The sequence below is a fragment of the Mycobacterium sp. genome, assembly GCF_035633495.1.
Classification (GTDB): Bacteria; Actinomycetota; Actinomycetes; order Mycobacteriales; family Mycobacteriaceae; genus Mycobacterium.
Map to the genome: position 1 here is coordinate 1 of NZ_DASQEU010000122.1, position 15,843 is coordinate 15,843.

The following is a 15,843-nucleotide window of genomic DNA, read 5'->3' on the forward strand; positions in this document are numbered from 1 at the left end:
CCACCCCCGGAATCAATTCCTTGGCCGCCGCAGTGACGTCGTTGAGAACGTCGTCGACCTTCCGCAACGCGATCACCCGCGCCAACTCCGCCATCCGCAGAGCGAGGTCGTGGTTCTGCAACTTCATGACAGCATCTTGCCCCCTACAGGCACCCCCAAGCACGTTTGTGACTACTGAGTACGGGAAATGCCCTGTCATAGGTGTGCTCGGTTGTCGACAGCCGAGCAAACCTAGGTCCCGTCGGTTCAGAAAGGAGCCGACGGGATCGTTTGGCTGTGGACGCGAATTGCCGCCAGTCACTCTGTTAGTTGTAGTACCGTCCGACGGATGGGCGTCAGAGACGTATGGATCCTTGGCGGCTATCAGAGCGACTTCTCACGCAATCTCACCCGAGAGGGCGTCGACTTCGCCGGCCTGACCGCCGAGGTCGTGACCTCGACGCTGCAGGCCGCGAGGATCGAGGTGGCCGACATCGGTGTCGTGCACGTCGGTAACGCGTTCGGCGAGATGTTCGTCGCCCAGGGGCACCTGGGCGCCATGCCCGCCACCGTCGTCGATGGCCTCTGGGACACCCCATCGTCCCGCCACGAGGCTGCCTGCGCCTCCGGCAGCATCGCCGTGCTCGCGGCCATCGCCGACCTGCGGTCCGGCGCGTACGAGACGGCGCTCGTCGTCGGCCTCGAACTGGAGAAGACCGTGCCCGGCGACACCGCCGCCCAACACCTCGGCGCCGCCGCGTGGACCGGCCACGAGGGCCAGGACGCGAAGTTCATGTGGCCGTACATGTTCAGCGAGGTCGCCGACGAATACGACCGCCGCTACGGCATCGACGAGAGCCACCTGCGGGCCATCGCGACGGTCAACTTCGCCAACGCGCGCCGCAACCCGAACGCGCAGACCCGCGACTGGACGGTGCCCGAGCTGATCGCTGGAGATTCGCTCGAAGACGAGGTCAATCCCGTCGTCGAGGGCAGGATCCGTCGTTTCGACTGCAGCCAGATGACCGACGGCGGCTCTGGCGTCGTGCTCGTCACCGATGACTACCTGCGCGATCACCCCGACGCGAAACCCCTGGCCCGCATCGAGGGCTGGGGACACCGCACCGTCGGCCTCGGCATGCGGCAGAAGCTGGACCGCTCGGCCGAGGGTCCGTACGTCATGCCGCACGTGCGCGGCGCCGTGCTCGACGCGTTCGACCGCGCCCACGTCACGCTCGACGACCTCGACGGCATCGAGGTGCACGACTGCTTCACCCCCAGCGAGTACCTCGCGATCGACCACATCGGGCTGACCGGCCCTGGCGAATCCTGGAAGGCCATCGAGAACGGCGAGATCGAGATCGGCGGACGACTACCGGTCAACCCGAGCGGCGGACTGATCGGCGGCGGCCATCCCGTCGGGGCATCGGGGGTTCGCATGCTGTTCGACGCCGCCAAACAGGTCAGCGGCACTGCAGGTGCATATCAGGTCGACGGAGCTAGCACCTTCGGCACACTCAACTTCGGCGGCAGCACGGCCACCACGGTCAGTTTCGTCGTCTCGGCACGGAAGGTTTGACGATGCAGACAGCGCACGTGGAGATCGTCGGGAAGTTCCTCTCGACGTTGCCCGAGGACGACGACCACCCCTACCGCACCGGGCCGTGGCGGCCGCAGTCCACCGAGTGGGACGCCGACGACCTCTCCGTCGTCGAAGGTGAGCTGCCGCGAGATCTCGACGGCGTCTACCTGCGCAATACCGAGAACCCGCTACACCCCGCAATGAAGGCCTACCACCCCTTCGACGGCGACGGAATGATCCACGTCGTCGGGTTCCGTGACGGAAAGGCGTTCTACCGCAACAGGTTCGTGCGCACCGACGGCTTCGCCGAGGAGAACGAAGCAGGCGGACCGCTGTGGCCCGGGCTCGCCGAGCCGGTCGGCCTGGCGCAGCGCGACTACGGCTGGGGCGCAAGGACGTTGATGAAGGACGCGTCCAGCACCGATGTGATCGTGCACCGCGGGACGGCGTTGACCAGCTTCTACCAGTGCGGCGACCTGTACCGGGTCGACCCGTTCACCGCAGACACTCTGGGCAAGCAGGACTGGAACGGGGCGTTCCCGTTCGACTGGGGAGTGTCGGCGCACCCGAAGGTCGATGACAACACCGGTGAGTTGCTGTTCTTCAACTACTCCAAGCAGGACCCGTTCATGCACTACGGCGTCGTCGATGCCAACGACGAACTGGTGCACTACGTCGACGTGCCGCTACCCGGCCCGCGCCTGCCGCACGACATGGCGTTCACCGAGAACTACGCCATCCTCAACGACTTTCCGCTGTTCTGGGAACCCGAGTACCTGGAGCGCAATGCCCACGTGGCGCGCTTCCACCGCGACATGCCGTCGCGATTCGCCGTCATCCCGCGGCGCGGCCAGACCTCGCAGATCCAGTGGTTCGAGGCCGATCCGACCTACGTCCTGCACTTCACCAACGCCTACGAGGAGGGCGACGAGATCGTCCTCGACGGCTTCTACCAAGGCGACCCGGAGCCGACCGACAACGGCTTGGGCGACAAGTGGCAGCGGGCCTTCCGCTTCCTCGCGCTGGACCGCATGCAGGCGCGGCTGCACCGTTGGCGGTTCAACCTCGTCACCGGCGGCGTCCGCGAAGAGCGACTCTCCGACCGCATCACCGAGTTCGGCATGATCAACCCGGGCCACGCGGGCGCTCCGTATCGCTACACGTATGCCGCGACGGGCAAGCCGGGCTGGTTCCTCTTCGACGGCATGGTCAAGCACGACCTGCAGACCGGCGCCGAGGAGCACTTCGCCTTCGAAGACGGCGTGTACGGCAGCGAGACGGCGATGGCGCCCCGCGTCGGAAGCACCAGCGAGGACGACGGGTATCTGGTCACCATCACCACCGACATGAACGCCGACGCCTCCTACTGTCTGGTGTTCGACGCCGCCAGGGTGGGCGACGGTCCGGTGTGCAAACTCGCTCTGCCCGAACGAGTTTCCAGCGGAACGCATTCGACGTGGGCACCGGGGTCGGAGTTGCGCCGCTGGCAGCAGACCGACACCGCCGCAGAGGCGATCGGCCTGTAGTTGAACCAGCCTGGCGGAGTCAATGCCGTCGGCCGGATGCTCGGTGTTCTCGGCGACGAGTGGACGCTCCTGATCGCGCAGCAGTCACTCCTGGGCGCGACGCACTACAACGAATTCGCCGCCCGGCTGCCGATCTCACACGCGGTGCTGTCGCGACGCCTGTCCGCGATGACCGTCGACGGGTTGCTGATCCGCACCCGCTATCAGGAAAACCCGCCGCGGTACGAGTACGTGATGACGCCGCAGGGTCGTTCGCTGTGGCCCGTGCTGACGTCGGTCTGGGAATGGGAACGCCGTTGGGTACCCGGCCACGCCGAGCGTCTGCCCACCATGCATCACGTCAGCTGCGACGCCGAGTTCGCGCCGCTGGTCACCTGCCGGGCGTGCGCACAGATCGTCACGGAGAAGGAACTGACTGCCACGTGGGGGCCCAGCGGGTCCTGGCCGCGCTCCATGCCGGTCGAGTCGACCCGTCGTCGATCGGCGTCCGAGACGACGCCTGGTCGGGCCGGGCTGTTTCCGGAGACCATGAGCATCCTCGGCAACCGGTGGGCCTTCGCGCTGCTGGTTGCGGCCTTCGTCGGCACCACCCGGTTCAGCGACTTCACCGATCAGCTCGGCGCTCCGCCCAGTTCCCTGGCGCACCGGCTGCAGATCTTCACGACTGGCGGTGTACTCGAGACCGGCGGTGGCCGCTACCTGCTCACGGAGAAGGGGCGAGCCGTGTTTCCCGTCCTGATCACCGCGCTGCAGTGGGCCCAACGCTGGTTCGCCGCCCCCGAGGGCCCGGCAGTGCTGCTGCGGCATACCCTGTGCGGCAACAGCTTCGACGCCATGCTCGTCTGCGATCAGTGTGCGAGCCCGCTGCAGGGCGCCGACGTGAAGGAGAGAAGATGAAGGCGACCGTCAGCTCACGCCCGAGTGTGAAGATGGCGACGCGAAAACCGGTGAAGCGCCGTCAAAGTCACTATCGGTCCAGCCGGAACCTCAGGTTGTTGCGTACCGACGGCCACTCGACGTCGAGGATCGAGTAGACGACGGTGTCGCGCCTGGACCCATCAGGCAGCAGTTGATGGCTGCGCAGTATCCCGTCCTGCTTTGCGCCCAACCGTTCGATCGCGGCGCGGCTGGTGGAGTTGAAGGAGTGGGTGCGGAATTCGACTGCCACACAACCCAGCTCGTCGAAGGCGTGGCTCAGCATCAGGAGCTTGCACTCGGTGTCGTGCGTCGGCGCGCTGGTGAACCACAGTGGCCGAACGTCGAGGGCAGCCGTCGCGATCTCCGGCGCGTGCTCCGGCGTCAACGGCTCGAGCGACACCCAGCGCTCCCCCGCGAGCGCGACGGGTTCGAGGAAGCCGGTCATCGGCGGCGCCCCATCCCCGACCACGCCGCCACCATGGCGAACACCGACAGGACGGCGGCGACCACCACGGCGCCTCCTCCGACGTAGAGCCCGTAGCCCGCGGCCACCGGGGGGGCGACGTACAACCGGTAATACCACAGCACCAGCACCGCCAGCAGCACCGAAATCCCCAGTGCTGCAGTCGAAGCCATCTTCGCATAAACGCTCCGCGCCGCCATCGCCGCCGCCACGATCAACGTCGAACTGAGCACGACGATGAGCTGCCCGACGCCGAACCCGTTCGGGGGCACGTCGATCACGCCGACCGTCCCGCCGATCGCGTTCGCCCGCCCGCCGCCGTCGGCGCTGGTGACCAGCCACGGCAGCCAGGCGCTGACCAGAAGCACCGTCGAGCACAGCACGACGAACCAACCGGGGCGCAGGCGAGCCATGCGACGAGGGTATCGGGTCACCGGGCCCTCTCGACGTAGGCTGACCCCATGACGGAGCTCCCCGACTGGGCCCGGAAACTCGACCTGGCGCCGCACCCCGAAGGGGGCTGGTACCGCGAGACGTGGCGCAGCGAACTGACCCTGGGGCAACCGGCACTTCCGCCCGATTACACGGGTCCCCGCAACGCGGGCACCGCGATCCTGTTCCTTCTGATGCCCGGCCAGCAGTCGGCGTGGCACACCGTCCGCAGTGCCGAGTTGTGGCTGCACCACCGCGGCAGCCCGCTACTGCTCGAGGTCGGGGCCGAACACGTCGGCGCCGCAACCCATTTACTCGGCAGCGACGTCGCCGCGGGTGAACAGCCGCAGTTCGTCGTGCCGCCCGGACACTGGCAACGAGCCACGCCACGCGACGCCGAGCCCACGCTGGTGAGCTGCGTCGTCGTACCCGGCTTCGACTTCGCCGACTTCACGCTCGGCGCGTCTACCGACTGAGCAACTGCACCGCGGCAGACACCAGCGCGGCGTTGTCGGGCGTGACGGAGCCGTCCGGCAGCTTCAAGGTGTCCTCCATGCCGATGCGCGTCTGGACGCCGCACGTTCCGGCGTGTTCGAGCAGCGGCCAACAGCTTTCGTCGAGGCCGTGCAACAGCACCGGCGCCGGGGAACCCGCGGCCGCGATCCTCTCGAGCATCGCGTCCGCCACCGCGACGTCCTCGTGACCCTGAAGTTCGATCATCACCCGCATGCAGTGCTGAGCCATCTTCGATTCGGCCCACGCCGCCGCCGCTTCGAGATGGAACAGCCCGATCTCGACGCCAAGCCCCTTGCCGAGCAGGACGTCGGCCAGCTCCGGTGAGCCCGGCTCGTGCCAGTTCAGCGACGCGAAGTCGGGCAGCACCGTCCAGGCCTCCACCGCCCGGCGCCGCGCGTCGGGGTCGGGCAGCGCCCAGAATCCCGTCGTCACGCCGAGCGGCAAACCGGGCACTGCGGCACGAGCGGCCGTTACCGCGGCGGCGACGACGTCGGGCTCCAGCGAGTCCTTCCCGTCGGGGGTCTTCGGATGCATGTGAACCGCTTTCGCGCCGGCTTCGTGTGCAGAGACCGCCGCGGCGGCCAACTCCTCGGGGGTGACGGGCAGATTCGGGTGCTGATCGGGGGTGCGAGCACCGTTGATGCACGCCTTGACGTAGATGGAGGGGCTACTGGGCATGCCGTCCATCTTCACCCCTCACGGCGGAGGATTCCCAAGTAGCGTGCACACATGCAGGGGCACATCATCGTCTGCGGAGACGATCCGCTCGGAATGCGGATCATCGAGCAGCTCCGGACCGCGGGTCGGGAGATCGCGATCGTCTTCTCGTCCGCGGAATTACAGGACGCCTGCATCGCTGATGCGGCCGCGCTCATCTGCGCGGACGATGACGATGCCTTGAACCTCGAAATCGCGCTGATGGCAAGGCAACTCAATCCCGATGTCCGCGTGGTGGCCAGGGTGGGCAACAGCGTGCTGCGCGAGGCGGTGGCCCTCGGCAACGGGCCCGGCGCGATTCTCGACGTCGCCGACCTGGCCGCACCGTCCGTCGTCGAAGCGTGCCTGTCCCGCACCACGCATTCGATCTCGGCGGCAGGCACCGAATTCGTCGTCTCGGGTACGGACGCACCGAGGGAGGCGACACTGCGGGAGATCTTCGGCGACCTCGCCCCGGTGGCCGTCATTCGCGGCGAGAACTCGCCAACACCCGGCGACGTCGTGGCCTGCCCTGGCCGTGACATCCGCGTCGAGGAGGGCGACTGGACGGCGATGATCGGCACGGCCGAGGAACTCGCCGCCCAGGGCATCGAAGTCGCGCCGCCCGCGGTGGGCCACGGAGGTGCGCGTGGCTACCACCACAATCGTCGCAAGCCGACGAAGCGGATCGCCGACGCGGTGCGGGCGTTCCGCGACGACGTGAACCCCACTTTCTTCAAGGCGTTCGCCGCGTCCATGACCCTGCTCCTCGGCGCCACCATCCTGCTGCGATTCGCGTACCACAAGCCCGGCATGAGCTTCATCGACGCGCTCTACTTCTCCACCGAGACCATCGCGACGGTCGGCTACGGCGACTTCAGCTTCGTCGACCAACCCACCTGGCTGCGGTTGTTCGGCATCGTGCTGATGTTCGCGGGTGTCACGTCGACGGCCGTGTTGATGGCCTTCGTCGCCGACCTGCTGCTGTCGCGGCGCATCGCGCAGAACGCCGGCCTGCGCAAGGTCCGCGAACTCAACGACCACATCGTCGTCATCGGACTCGGCTCGTTCGGCATCCGCGTGGTCGCCGACCTGAAGGCCGCCGGGCACGACGTCGTGGTCATCGAGCGCAGCCCCGACAACCGCTATCTGTCCTCGGCCGCCGAGCTCGACGTGCCGGTGATCTTCGGCGACGCGACCCTGCCTCAGACGCTCGATTCGGCACGCATCGACGACGCGGTCGCCGTCGCGGTACTCACCCAGTCCGACATGGTGAACATCGAAACGGGCATCGTGCTGCGCGAGCGCCTTGGTGCGCGGTGGAAGCGATCGGCCACCACGCCGGGCGTCCCCGTGGTGCTGCGCGTCTACGACCGCGCGCTGGGTACGGCGGTGTCGCAACGCTTCGGGTTCGAGAACGTCCGCTCGACGGTTGAGCTCGCTGCTCCGTGGTTCATCGGCTCGGCCATGGGCCTGCAGGTATCCGGCACGTTCTCGGTGGGCCAGCAGTCGTTCATGCTCGGCGGGGTGCAGGTCGAGCCCGGCAGTGAACTCGACGGGCTGCGGATGGCCGAACTGTCGACCCAGACCCGCGTCATCGCGATCTGCCGGGCGGAGGCACCAGCGCGGCTGCACCCGCGCCGCGACACCCAACTGGCCGCAGGCGACACCGCGTTTCTCATCGGGCCGTATCGCGAACTTCTGGACACGCTGCACAAGGGGCAGCGCGATGTCAGCCCGCGACTGACGCGTGGTTGACAGTCACAGTCGTCACTTCCGCCTCTGCCGTGAGTGGATCTCTTCGTGCCCACCTCGGAGCGAATCGTGCAAACCATCCAAGAGGGATGACGAAATTCGCTCGAAGGCGGGCACTTTCACCACCACTCCGGCAGAGCCCTGTGGGGCGAATGTGGCCAGTGAGACACGAGAACGCCGCGACGGACCCGAAGTCGATCCGATGCTCTTCGCGTTCCGTTACGGCTTGCGGGCCAGGATCTGGTCGACACCCATCCGGCCCTGCTCGAAGGCCAGCCCACCGCCGATCAGGTAGAGGCGCCACACCCTGGCGACCTCCTCCCCCTGCAGCGCGACGAACTCGTCGTAAAAGGTCTCGAACGTCTCCAGCCAGTGCTCGACCGTCTTCACGTAGTGCTCGCGCATGGCCTCGACGTCGCGAACCTCGAAGCCCGCGTTCTCCAGGTGCCGAATGGTCTGCCACAGCGGCCGCATGTGCATGTCGGGGGCGATGTAGGACTCGATGAACGGCCCGCCGCCCGGTGCCGTGCCCTCGCGTCGTGACATCTGTTGCAGCAGTAAGCGACTGCCCGACTTGAGGGCGCCGAGCATCGTGGAGACGTAGGTGGGGTAGTTGCCCTCCCCGACGTGCTCGCCCATCTCGATGGAGCTCACCGCATCGAATGTCGCCGGCTCATCGGACAATTCGCGATAGTCCTGCAGACGCACCTCGACCAGGCTGCCGAGTCCCTCCTGGGTGACGCGCTCGGTGATGAAGTCCCGTTGCTCGGCCGACAGCGTGATGCCGGTGGCGTGAACGCCGAAGTTGCGCGCGGCGTAGAGGATCATCGACCCCCACCCGCAGCCGACGTCGAGCAGTCGTTGCCCTTCCTTCAATTCCAGCTTGCGACAGACCAGGTCGAGCTTCGCGGACTGCGCGTCGTGAAGTGACTGACCGTCGTGGGTGTAGTACGCCGACGAGTACGCCATGTGCTCGTCGAGAAGCAGCTTGTAGAAGTCGTTGGACAGGTCGTAGTGGTGTGCGATCGCGGCACGATCCCGGCCGCGGGTGTGCAGCCGCCCCGCCAGTCGCGCCTCCGACGCGGGCGGCTTCGGCGGCAGCCCGACGGCACCGAGCCTGGCAGCCGCGAAACCGGCACCGGCCTGGTCCCGCAACGGGATCGACGTGCGGCGCTTGGCCGACATCGCCCACGCGCGCCGGAAGCCATCGGCCATGTCGCCGTCGACGTCGACGTCACCGGTGACATAGGCCCGGGCGAGACCCATCTCACCGGGCGCCCACAGCAGCCTCCGCAGCGCGCGGCGGTTGTTGATGACCAGCACCGGGCCGTCGGCGGGACCTGCCTCGGTGCCGTCCCAGGCCCGGATGCGGACCGGCAGCTCGACGCCTGCGCCGTCGCGGACCAGCTCGGCAAGTCGGCGGGCGACCGTCACGCGAAGACCGACTTGAAGCTGTCCAACGATTCGCGGATGTCGCCCTTGACTGAACTGGCGACGATCATCCCTATCGGCCCGAACAGCGCGGGCCCACCCAGATGCACGTCGAACGTCACGGTCGACCCGATGTGTGCAGGCTTGACCTTGCCAATCAACTTGACCTTGACGCCGCCCTTGCCGTCACCGTCGAGCGTGAGCGACTGCGGCGGCTGGTAGCTGACGATCGTCCACCTGACCAGGTTCATCATTCCCTTGACCTCGACGACCGAGGCCAGCTTGGTGCCCTTCTCCAGCGTTTCGGGCAGCGTGGTGCGCCACACCCGGTGCATGCTCAGCCACTCCCTGTAACGCGACAGGTCGGAGGCGGCCTCCCAGGCCTGCTCCGGCGACAGCGGGACGTCGACGGAGACGGAGAGTTTGGCCATCGTCTAGGACGTCGGCGGGGGTCCGGACGGCGCGGCGGGCGGTGTCGCTGGCGGGGCCGTCGGCGGCTGCTGCTGGGTCCCCGTGTTGTCGGTGACGGCCTTCTTCGCGGCGTCCTGCACCTTGTCGACGTGCTGGGCGTACTTGCCCTGCGTCTTCTTGTCGACGGCGTCGCCGACCTTCTCGATGGCCATTTCGACCTTGTCGGCGTTCTTCGACGCCAGGTTCTTCATCTTGTCCAGAAATCCCATGGCCCCACCCTAATGTCTCGAACTGCTAGTCCGACCGCCAGAGCCGTCGGCTCTCCCCCAGGAATCGGCCCTGCACCCACCAGACCACCTCGATCAGCGCGGCCGCCACGACCCCGATGGTCAGCGCGGTCGTCGTCATCACCACGTTGGAGGGATCGAGCATGAAGGCCTTCCTCGCCAGCGGAAGCGAGAAGATCACCACGTAGGCCGCCGCCGAGATCGCGACCAGCACGATCCGCCACCACTCGTACGGCCGCGCCACCACGGCGAGCACCCACAGCGCGCTCACCAGGAGCGTGATCAGCGCCGCCGTGGAGGCCTGCATCTGCTCCGCATCCGTCGAGGCGCGTCCCTCGTACGCAAGCAGGTAGCTCACGAACGTCGCGACGCCGACGATCAGTCCACTCGGCAACGCCGAGGTCATGACGCGCCTGACGAAGCCCGTGTGGGCACGTTCCCGGTTGGGTGCCAGCGACAGCACGAACGCCGGAATGCCGATCGTGAACCACGCGGCGATGGTGACGTGGATGGGCTGGAACGGAAACAACAACGGGTCCGTACCGAAGATCTTCGCGGAGAGGCCCGCCAGTCCGACCAGTACCGCCAGCAGCACCGAGTACACCGTCTTGGTGAGGAACAGATTCGAGACGCGCTCGATGTTGCCGATCACCCGCCTGCCCTCGCTGACGACATAGGGCAGGGTTGCGAACTTGTTGTCCAACAACACGATCTGCGCCACCGCGCGGGAGGCGGAGCTGCCAGAGCCCATCGCGACACCGATGTCGGCGTCCTTGAGCGCCAACACGTCGTTGACGCCGTCGCCGGTCATCGCCACGGTGTGGCCGCGGGATTGCAGCGCGTGCACCATCGCCCGCTTCTGGTCGGGCCGTACCCTGCCGAAGGTCGTGTACTCCTCCACGGTGTCCGCGAGCGCGTCGGGCTCCTCGGGCAGCTGCCGGGCGTCCACCGTCTCACCGTGCAGGCCGAGGCTGCCTGCCACCGCCGCGACGGACACGGCGTTGTCGCCGGAGATCACCTTCACCGTCACCTTCTGCGCGGCGAAGTAATCGAGAGTCGCGCGGGCGTCGGGCCGCACCCGTTGCTCGAGCACGACCAGCGCCATCGGGGTGACGACCCTTGGCGCGTCGGGCGCGTCGACCGGCCCGTCCGATGAGCCGAGGAGCAGCACGCGCAGGCCCTTGGCGCCGATCTGCTCGGCCACTTCGGCATCGGGCGACGCCGGATCGAGCAGCACGTCGGGCGCGCCGATCACCCAGTTGCCCTGTTCCCCAAAGGAAGTGCCACTCCACTTGGTCGCCGACTTGAACGGCGCGCTGGCGGTGGCCGTCCAGCCGGGCGGCTCGTCGTACGCCTCACCGATGGCCTGCATGCTGGCGTTCGGGCGATCGTCGGCGGCGGCGAGCGACGCCAGGGCATCCACGCAGTCGTCCCGGGTGAACGTCTTGAGATCGCTGAGCCGCATGCCGTTCTCGGTCAACGTTCCCGTCTTGTCGGCACACACCACGTCCACCCGGGCCAGTCCTTCGATGGCAGGCAGTTCCTGCACCAGGCACTGGCGCCGACCGAGGCGCACCACCCCGACGGCGAACGCGATCGACGTCATGAGGACGAGGCCCTCGGGCACCATCGGCACCAGCGCACCGACCATGCGCAACACCGACTCCCGCCAGCCGGCATCGGTGGTGAACAGCTGCGTGTAGATGGTCAGGAGTCCGGCCGGAATCAGCAGGTAGGTGATGAATTGGAGGATCTTGTTGATGCCGCTGCGGAGCTCGGACTTCACCAGCGTGAACTTGCTGGCCTCCTCGGCGAGCTTGGCGGCGTACGCCTCGTGGCCCACCTTCGTCGCGCGGTACGCCCCGCTTCCGGCCACCACGAAGCTGCCCGACTTCACCTCGTCGCCCGCATCCTTGGCCACGGGATCGGCTTCACCGGTGAGCAGAGACTCGTCGACTTCGAGATTCGCCTCCTCGAGTACCTCGCCGTCGACCACGATCTGATCACCCGGCCCGAGCTCGATGACGTCGTCGAGCACCACCTCGCTGGGTGACCGCGGCCCGGTGCCAGACTGCCTGCGCACCATGGGTTTCGCCTGACCGACGATGGCCAGCTTGTCCAGCGTCTGCTTGGCGCGCAGCTCCTGAATGATGCCGATCGCACTGTTGGCGACGATGAGAATGCCGAACAGCCCGTTGATGATCGATCCGGTCGACAGCACGATGATCAGCAGCACGCCGAGGATCGCGTTGATCCGGGTGAAGACGTTGGCGCGGACGATCTCCTCGACGCTGCGGGCAGCCCTGGTGGGGACGTCGTTGGTCTTGCCCTCGGCGACGCGTTGCGCCACCTCGGCGTCGGAAAGGCCGACGGCGAGCGCGCTACTCATCGGGTGAAGGTGCCCTTTCCGTTCTCGTCGTAGTACTCGAGATTCAGCGTGTTCCCATCGAACGTCGCCTTGGACACGCTGCCGGGTGGCGAGTTCTCGGTGACGAAGCTGACGCTGAACTCGTTGCCGTCCCAATGCTTCAGCGGGACGACCAATTTCGGACCCAACGCCAGCTGGAGCCCACCGCCCTGCTCCGTCACGCGGGCCGGGCCCCAGAACGAGTTGGCGTAGACGCCGACGTAACTCGTCAGCGGGCCGGGCGGCGCGGGAGTCGCCGGGGGCTGCTTGCCGACGAGTGAGCCGACCGGCTGCTCCATCTGTACGAAGGCGGCGTTGTAGAGCTCGAACCAGTCCTCGCGCACCGCACCGAACTGCACCAGGTCGGCGAATTCGGCGGTGAGCGTCTCTGGCACGCCCGCGGGAGTTGCGTTGGTGAGCGCCACGATTGCCACGTCGGCAGACGGCAGCATCAGGAAGTTGGTCCCCGACCCCAGCTCGAAGGCACCCGAGTGACTGAGTTGCGTGCGCGCATCCGACGTCGTGCCCACGTTGAATCCGTAGCCGTAGAACCCGGACCGCATGGACGGGTCGGTCGCACGGTCCGACACGCTCTGTGCGGTGAGCGCGGGCAGCAATGCCTCGGGGTCGACGATCGCCTTGCCGTCGTAGGTGCCGTTGGCCAGCATCATGGTCAGCCACTTGGACATGTCATTGACCGAGCTGCTGACCCCACCCGCCGGGGCTTCGGGTTGCGGGTCGCGCACGTAGTCCGGCTGATATCCACCGTCGACGTGGATGTGCCCGACGGCGCGGTCGGGGCGGGCGACGAACTCGTCGAAGCGTGAACTGGTCGACGTCATCCCGAGCGGCTTGTACAGCACGTCCTGGCTGAGGTCCTCCCACGACTTGCCAGCTCCGACGGCGACCGCCTCGGCGCCCGCGGTCAGCCCGAAGTTGGTGTAGGCATACGAGATCCGGAACGGGTCGAGCGGATAGTCGCGCAACCGCTGCAGCACGTAGCGCCGGTCGTAACCCATTTCCTCCAGCAGGTCGCCCGCGTGATCCGGCAACCCGGACCGGTGCGAGTACATGTCCCCGACCGTGACGAGCTTCGTGATGGCCGGGTCGGACAGTGCGAACCACGGCAGCTTCTCGACGATCGGCGTGTCCCAGCTGGTCACCTTCTGCCCGACCTGGTGCGCGACGACGGTGGCGCCCAACGGCTTCGACAGCGATGCCAACTGGAACACCGTGTCGGGATCGACCTGGTTGTCCGCACCGTGCCCATTGCGGACATCCTTGACCCCGAACCCCTTGGCGTAGACCGTCTTTCCGCCGTGGACCACGGCGACGGCCATCCCCGGTATGCCCGACTTCTTCATCAGGTCGTCGACGAGACCGTCGAGTTTGCCCACCGCGTTCGCGACCGCGTCCTCCGGCAACGGCTGCGCCGCTTCCTCCTGCGGCGGAACGTCGGACGTGGTGGAACCGCCGGACGGTGCGGCGGGCGTGGCATCACAACCCGCTAGCAACGCGACGACGGTGAGGACGCAGATCAGCGGCCGGAACGACCTCGAGGGGCTCACACCTGCACGCTAGCCGGTCAGGTCCTCCACCATGGGTCCAACGGCACCGGCGCGGACTCGATGCGCTGGCCGGGCTTGGGCGTCGCCACTGCGACCCCTTCGCCGTCGGCGGCGGCCAGCAGCCGCTCGACGGGTTCGGACCACGGGTGCAGTGCCAACCGGAACGTTGCCCAGTGGATCGGCACCAGCAGTCCGCCGTCGGTGACGTCGCGATGAGCGCGCACCGCATCCTCCGGGTTCATGTGGATGTCGAGACAACCGGGGTGGTACGCCCCCACCGGCATGAGCGTCAGGTCGAACGGGCCGTAGTCGGAGCCGATGTCCACGAAGCTCTTCGTGTAGCCGGTGTCACCGCCGAAGAAGGCGCGGTGCCGCGGCCCGATGATGGCCCACGAGGACCACAGCGTGAGGTCGCGTGCCAGGAAGCGGCCGGAGAAGTGTCGCGCGGGCGTGCAGACCAACTCGAGCTCGCCGAGATGCGCGCTCTCGTTCCAGTCGAGCTCGACGATGCGTTCGGCCGGGATGCGCCACGTGCGCAGATGCGCGCCGATGCCGAGCGGCACGAAGAACTTGGCCCGTTGTGTGAGCGCGAGCTGCTTGATGGTGTCGACGTCGAGGTGGTCATAGTGGTCGTGGCTGATGATCACGGCGTCGACGGCGGGCAGTGCCTCGAGCTGGGCGGGTACCGGGTGCAGCCGCTGGGGGCCGACCCCGCGTGACGGTGAACATCGATCGCTCCACACCGGGTCGGCGAGGATGCGGTAGCCGTCGACCTCGATCATCACCGACGAGTGCCCGTACCACGTCGCCGCGAGGTCACCTGGCACCACGCTCGGGTCGGGCGTGACCAACGGGACGGGCATGGGCGGCTGCTGGGTCGGGCCGCCGGCGATGATGTCGCGCGCCAGCATGAACTGCTCCTGGCGGGTGAGGCTGGCCGCGGAGGCGGGTTCGAGGTTGACGAACACGCCGTCGCGGTAGTTCGGCGAGCCCTTGGTGGTGCCGTCGATCTCGACCGGCGACGCGCCGAGCGCCTCGGGCGCGCCCTGGAGTGCTCGCAGCGCCCATCCACCGCCGACGGCCGCTGCAGTGCCGCCGACCAGTCGGGCTGCGCGCCAGAACATCTAGGCGCCCTGGAACTTGGCGGGCCGCTTCTGGATGCGCGCGACTTGCGCTTCGATGACGTCCTGACTGGCCCAGGCCTTCTCGAACAGTTCCTTGTGGGTGGGCCACTGGTCCTCGTACGCCCCGTCGTCGTTCAGCACCCGCTTGGCGTGCCGAAGGGCCAGCGGAGCCAGCCCGGCGATCTCGGCCGCCCAGGCCTGCGCGTCGGCCAACGTGCCGAGGCGATTCGCCATACCCGTCTGCAGTGCGACCTCGGCGGTCAGCTTGTCCGCGGTCAGCAGCATCGAGCGTGCGCGGCCGTAACCGGCCAGTGACGATAGTCGGCGGATGCTCCAATTGTCCAGTGCCAGACCGTATTTGGAGGTTGGAAACTGAAAGAACGCCCCGGGCGCGACGACACGGAGGTCGCAGATCATGGCGAGCTGGAGTCCGGCGCCGATGGCGGGCCCGTTGATGGCGCCGATCACCGGCATGGGCGCCGCGTCGATGGCGTAGTTCAACGCGATGAGCCGGTCGGGGTAGTCCTCGGCGAACGCGTCACCGGAGAGGTCGGCGCCTGCACAGAACACGGTGCCCTGGCCCGTCAGTACGATGGCCCGGACGTCCTCGGCCGCTGCCGCTTCGATCGCCACCCGCAAACTGTCGACGAGTTCGCTGTTCAGGGCGTTGCGGCGCTCCGGGCGCTGTAGCTCCAGGGTCGTGACGTGGTCGACGCGTGTAATTCCGATCATGGTGAGAGCCTAACGA

Annotated in this window: 15 protein-coding genes; 5 read left to right on the top strand and 10 right to left on the bottom strand. The window is 67.5% G+C overall.

The window, feature by feature from the left end:
- Positions 1 to 328: 328 nt before the first annotated feature.
- The 3 genes from VET27_RS18595 to VET27_RS18605 are packed head-to-tail and all read left to right on the top strand — an operon-like array spanning position 329 to position 3,984.
- Positions 329 to 1,558, top strand: coding sequence for an acetyl-CoA acetyltransferase (locus tag VET27_RS18595; protein WP_526520764.1), 1,230 nt, complete (start codon positions 329 to 331; stop codon positions 1,556 to 1,558).
- Between the two features lie 2 nt (positions 1,559 to 1,560).
- The gene (locus tag VET27_RS18600) at positions 1,561 to 3,087 is read left to right on the top strand and encodes a carotenoid oxygenase family protein (RefSeq protein WP_526520766.1); all 1,527 of its coding nucleotides are present in this window, start codon (positions 1,561 to 1,563) and stop codon (positions 3,085 to 3,087) included.
- A gap of 36 nt (positions 3,088 to 3,123) precedes the next feature.
- Positions 3,124 to 3,984, top strand: coding sequence for a winged helix-turn-helix transcriptional regulator (locus tag VET27_RS18605; protein WP_526520768.1), 861 nt, complete (start codon positions 3,124 to 3,126; stop codon positions 3,982 to 3,984).
- A gap of 70 nt (positions 3,985 to 4,054) precedes the next feature.
- Here VET27_RS18605 and VET27_RS18610 read toward each other — a convergent pair whose 3' ends face one another.
- Both VET27_RS18610 and VET27_RS18615 read right to left on the bottom strand, forming a co-directional pair.
- On the bottom strand, positions 4,055 to 4,450 hold the full coding sequence (locus VET27_RS18610) for a GNAT family N-acetyltransferase (protein WP_526520936.1): 396 nt from the start codon (positions 4,448 to 4,450) through the stop codon (positions 4,055 to 4,057).
- The gene (locus tag VET27_RS18615) at positions 4,447 to 4,881 is read right to left on the bottom strand and encodes a hypothetical protein (protein ID WP_526520770.1); all 435 of its coding nucleotides are present in this window, start codon (positions 4,879 to 4,881) and stop codon (positions 4,447 to 4,449) included. Before VET27_RS18615 ends, VET27_RS18610 begins: the two co-directional genes overlap by 4 nt.
- Before the next feature lie 48 nt (positions 4,882 to 4,929).
- Between VET27_RS18615 and VET27_RS18620 the strand changes: the two genes are divergently transcribed.
- On the top strand, positions 4,930 to 5,376 hold the full coding sequence (locus VET27_RS18620; protein WP_526520772.1) for a cupin domain-containing protein: 447 nt from the start codon (positions 4,930 to 4,932) through the stop codon (positions 5,374 to 5,376).
- Here the strand turns inward: VET27_RS18620 and VET27_RS18625 are convergent.
- Positions 5,366 to 6,094: a 3-keto-5-aminohexanoate cleavage protein gene (locus VET27_RS18625; protein ID WP_526520774.1), complete on the bottom strand. Its 729-nt coding sequence runs from the start codon at positions 6,092 to 6,094 to the stop codon at positions 5,366 to 5,368. The two genes, VET27_RS18620 and VET27_RS18625, sit on opposite strands and share 11 nt — an antisense overlap.
- 51 nt (positions 6,095 to 6,145) lie before the next feature.
- Between VET27_RS18625 and VET27_RS18630 the strand changes: the two genes are divergently transcribed.
- Positions 6,146 to 7,870 (top strand): NAD-binding protein, encoded by a 1,725-nt coding sequence (locus VET27_RS18630; protein WP_526520776.1) that lies wholly within the window; start codon positions 6,146 to 6,148, stop codon positions 7,868 to 7,870.
- Between the two features lie 216 nt (positions 7,871 to 8,086).
- On the opposite strand, the gene VET27_RS18635 is transcribed toward VET27_RS18630, so the two are convergent.
- From VET27_RS18635 to VET27_RS18665, 7 genes are read right to left on the bottom strand one after another with little or no spacing between them, the layout of a single operon-like run.
- Positions 8,087 to 9,301: an SAM-dependent methyltransferase gene (locus VET27_RS18635; RefSeq protein WP_526520778.1), complete on the bottom strand. Its 1,215-nt coding sequence runs from the start codon at positions 9,299 to 9,301 to the stop codon at positions 8,087 to 8,089.
- Positions 9,298 to 9,729, bottom strand: a complete 432-nt coding sequence (locus tag VET27_RS18640; RefSeq protein WP_526520780.1) for a type II toxin-antitoxin system Rv0910 family toxin — start codon at positions 9,727 to 9,729, stop codon at positions 9,298 to 9,300. The genes VET27_RS18635 and VET27_RS18640 overlap by 4 nt, the downstream gene beginning before the upstream one ends.
- 3 nt (positions 9,730 to 9,732) lie before the next feature.
- A complete protein-coding gene (locus tag VET27_RS18645; protein WP_526520782.1) occupies positions 9,733 to 9,978 on the bottom strand; it encodes an Rv0909 family putative TA system antitoxin in 246 nt (81 codons plus the stop codon).
- A gap of 25 nt (positions 9,979 to 10,003) precedes the next feature.
- Positions 10,004 to 12,385, bottom strand: coding sequence for an HAD-IC family P-type ATPase (locus VET27_RS18650; RefSeq protein WP_526520784.1), 2,382 nt, complete (start codon positions 12,383 to 12,385; stop codon positions 10,004 to 10,006).
- Complete coding sequence (locus tag VET27_RS18655; protein ID WP_526520786.1) at positions 12,382 to 13,971, bottom strand: serine hydrolase domain-containing protein; 1,590 nt, start codon at positions 13,969 to 13,971, stop codon at positions 12,382 to 12,384. Before VET27_RS18655 ends, VET27_RS18650 begins: the two co-directional genes overlap by 4 nt.
- Positions 13,972 to 13,988: 17 nt before the next feature.
- Complete coding sequence (locus VET27_RS18660) at positions 13,989 to 15,095, bottom strand: MBL fold metallo-hydrolase (RefSeq protein ID WP_526520788.1); 1,107 nt, start codon at positions 15,093 to 15,095, stop codon at positions 13,989 to 13,991.
- Entirely contained in the window at positions 15,096 to 15,827 is a 732-nt protein-coding gene (locus tag VET27_RS18665; RefSeq protein ID WP_526520790.1) for an enoyl-CoA hydratase, read from the bottom strand.
- Positions 15,828 to 15,843 lie beyond the last annotated feature (16 nt).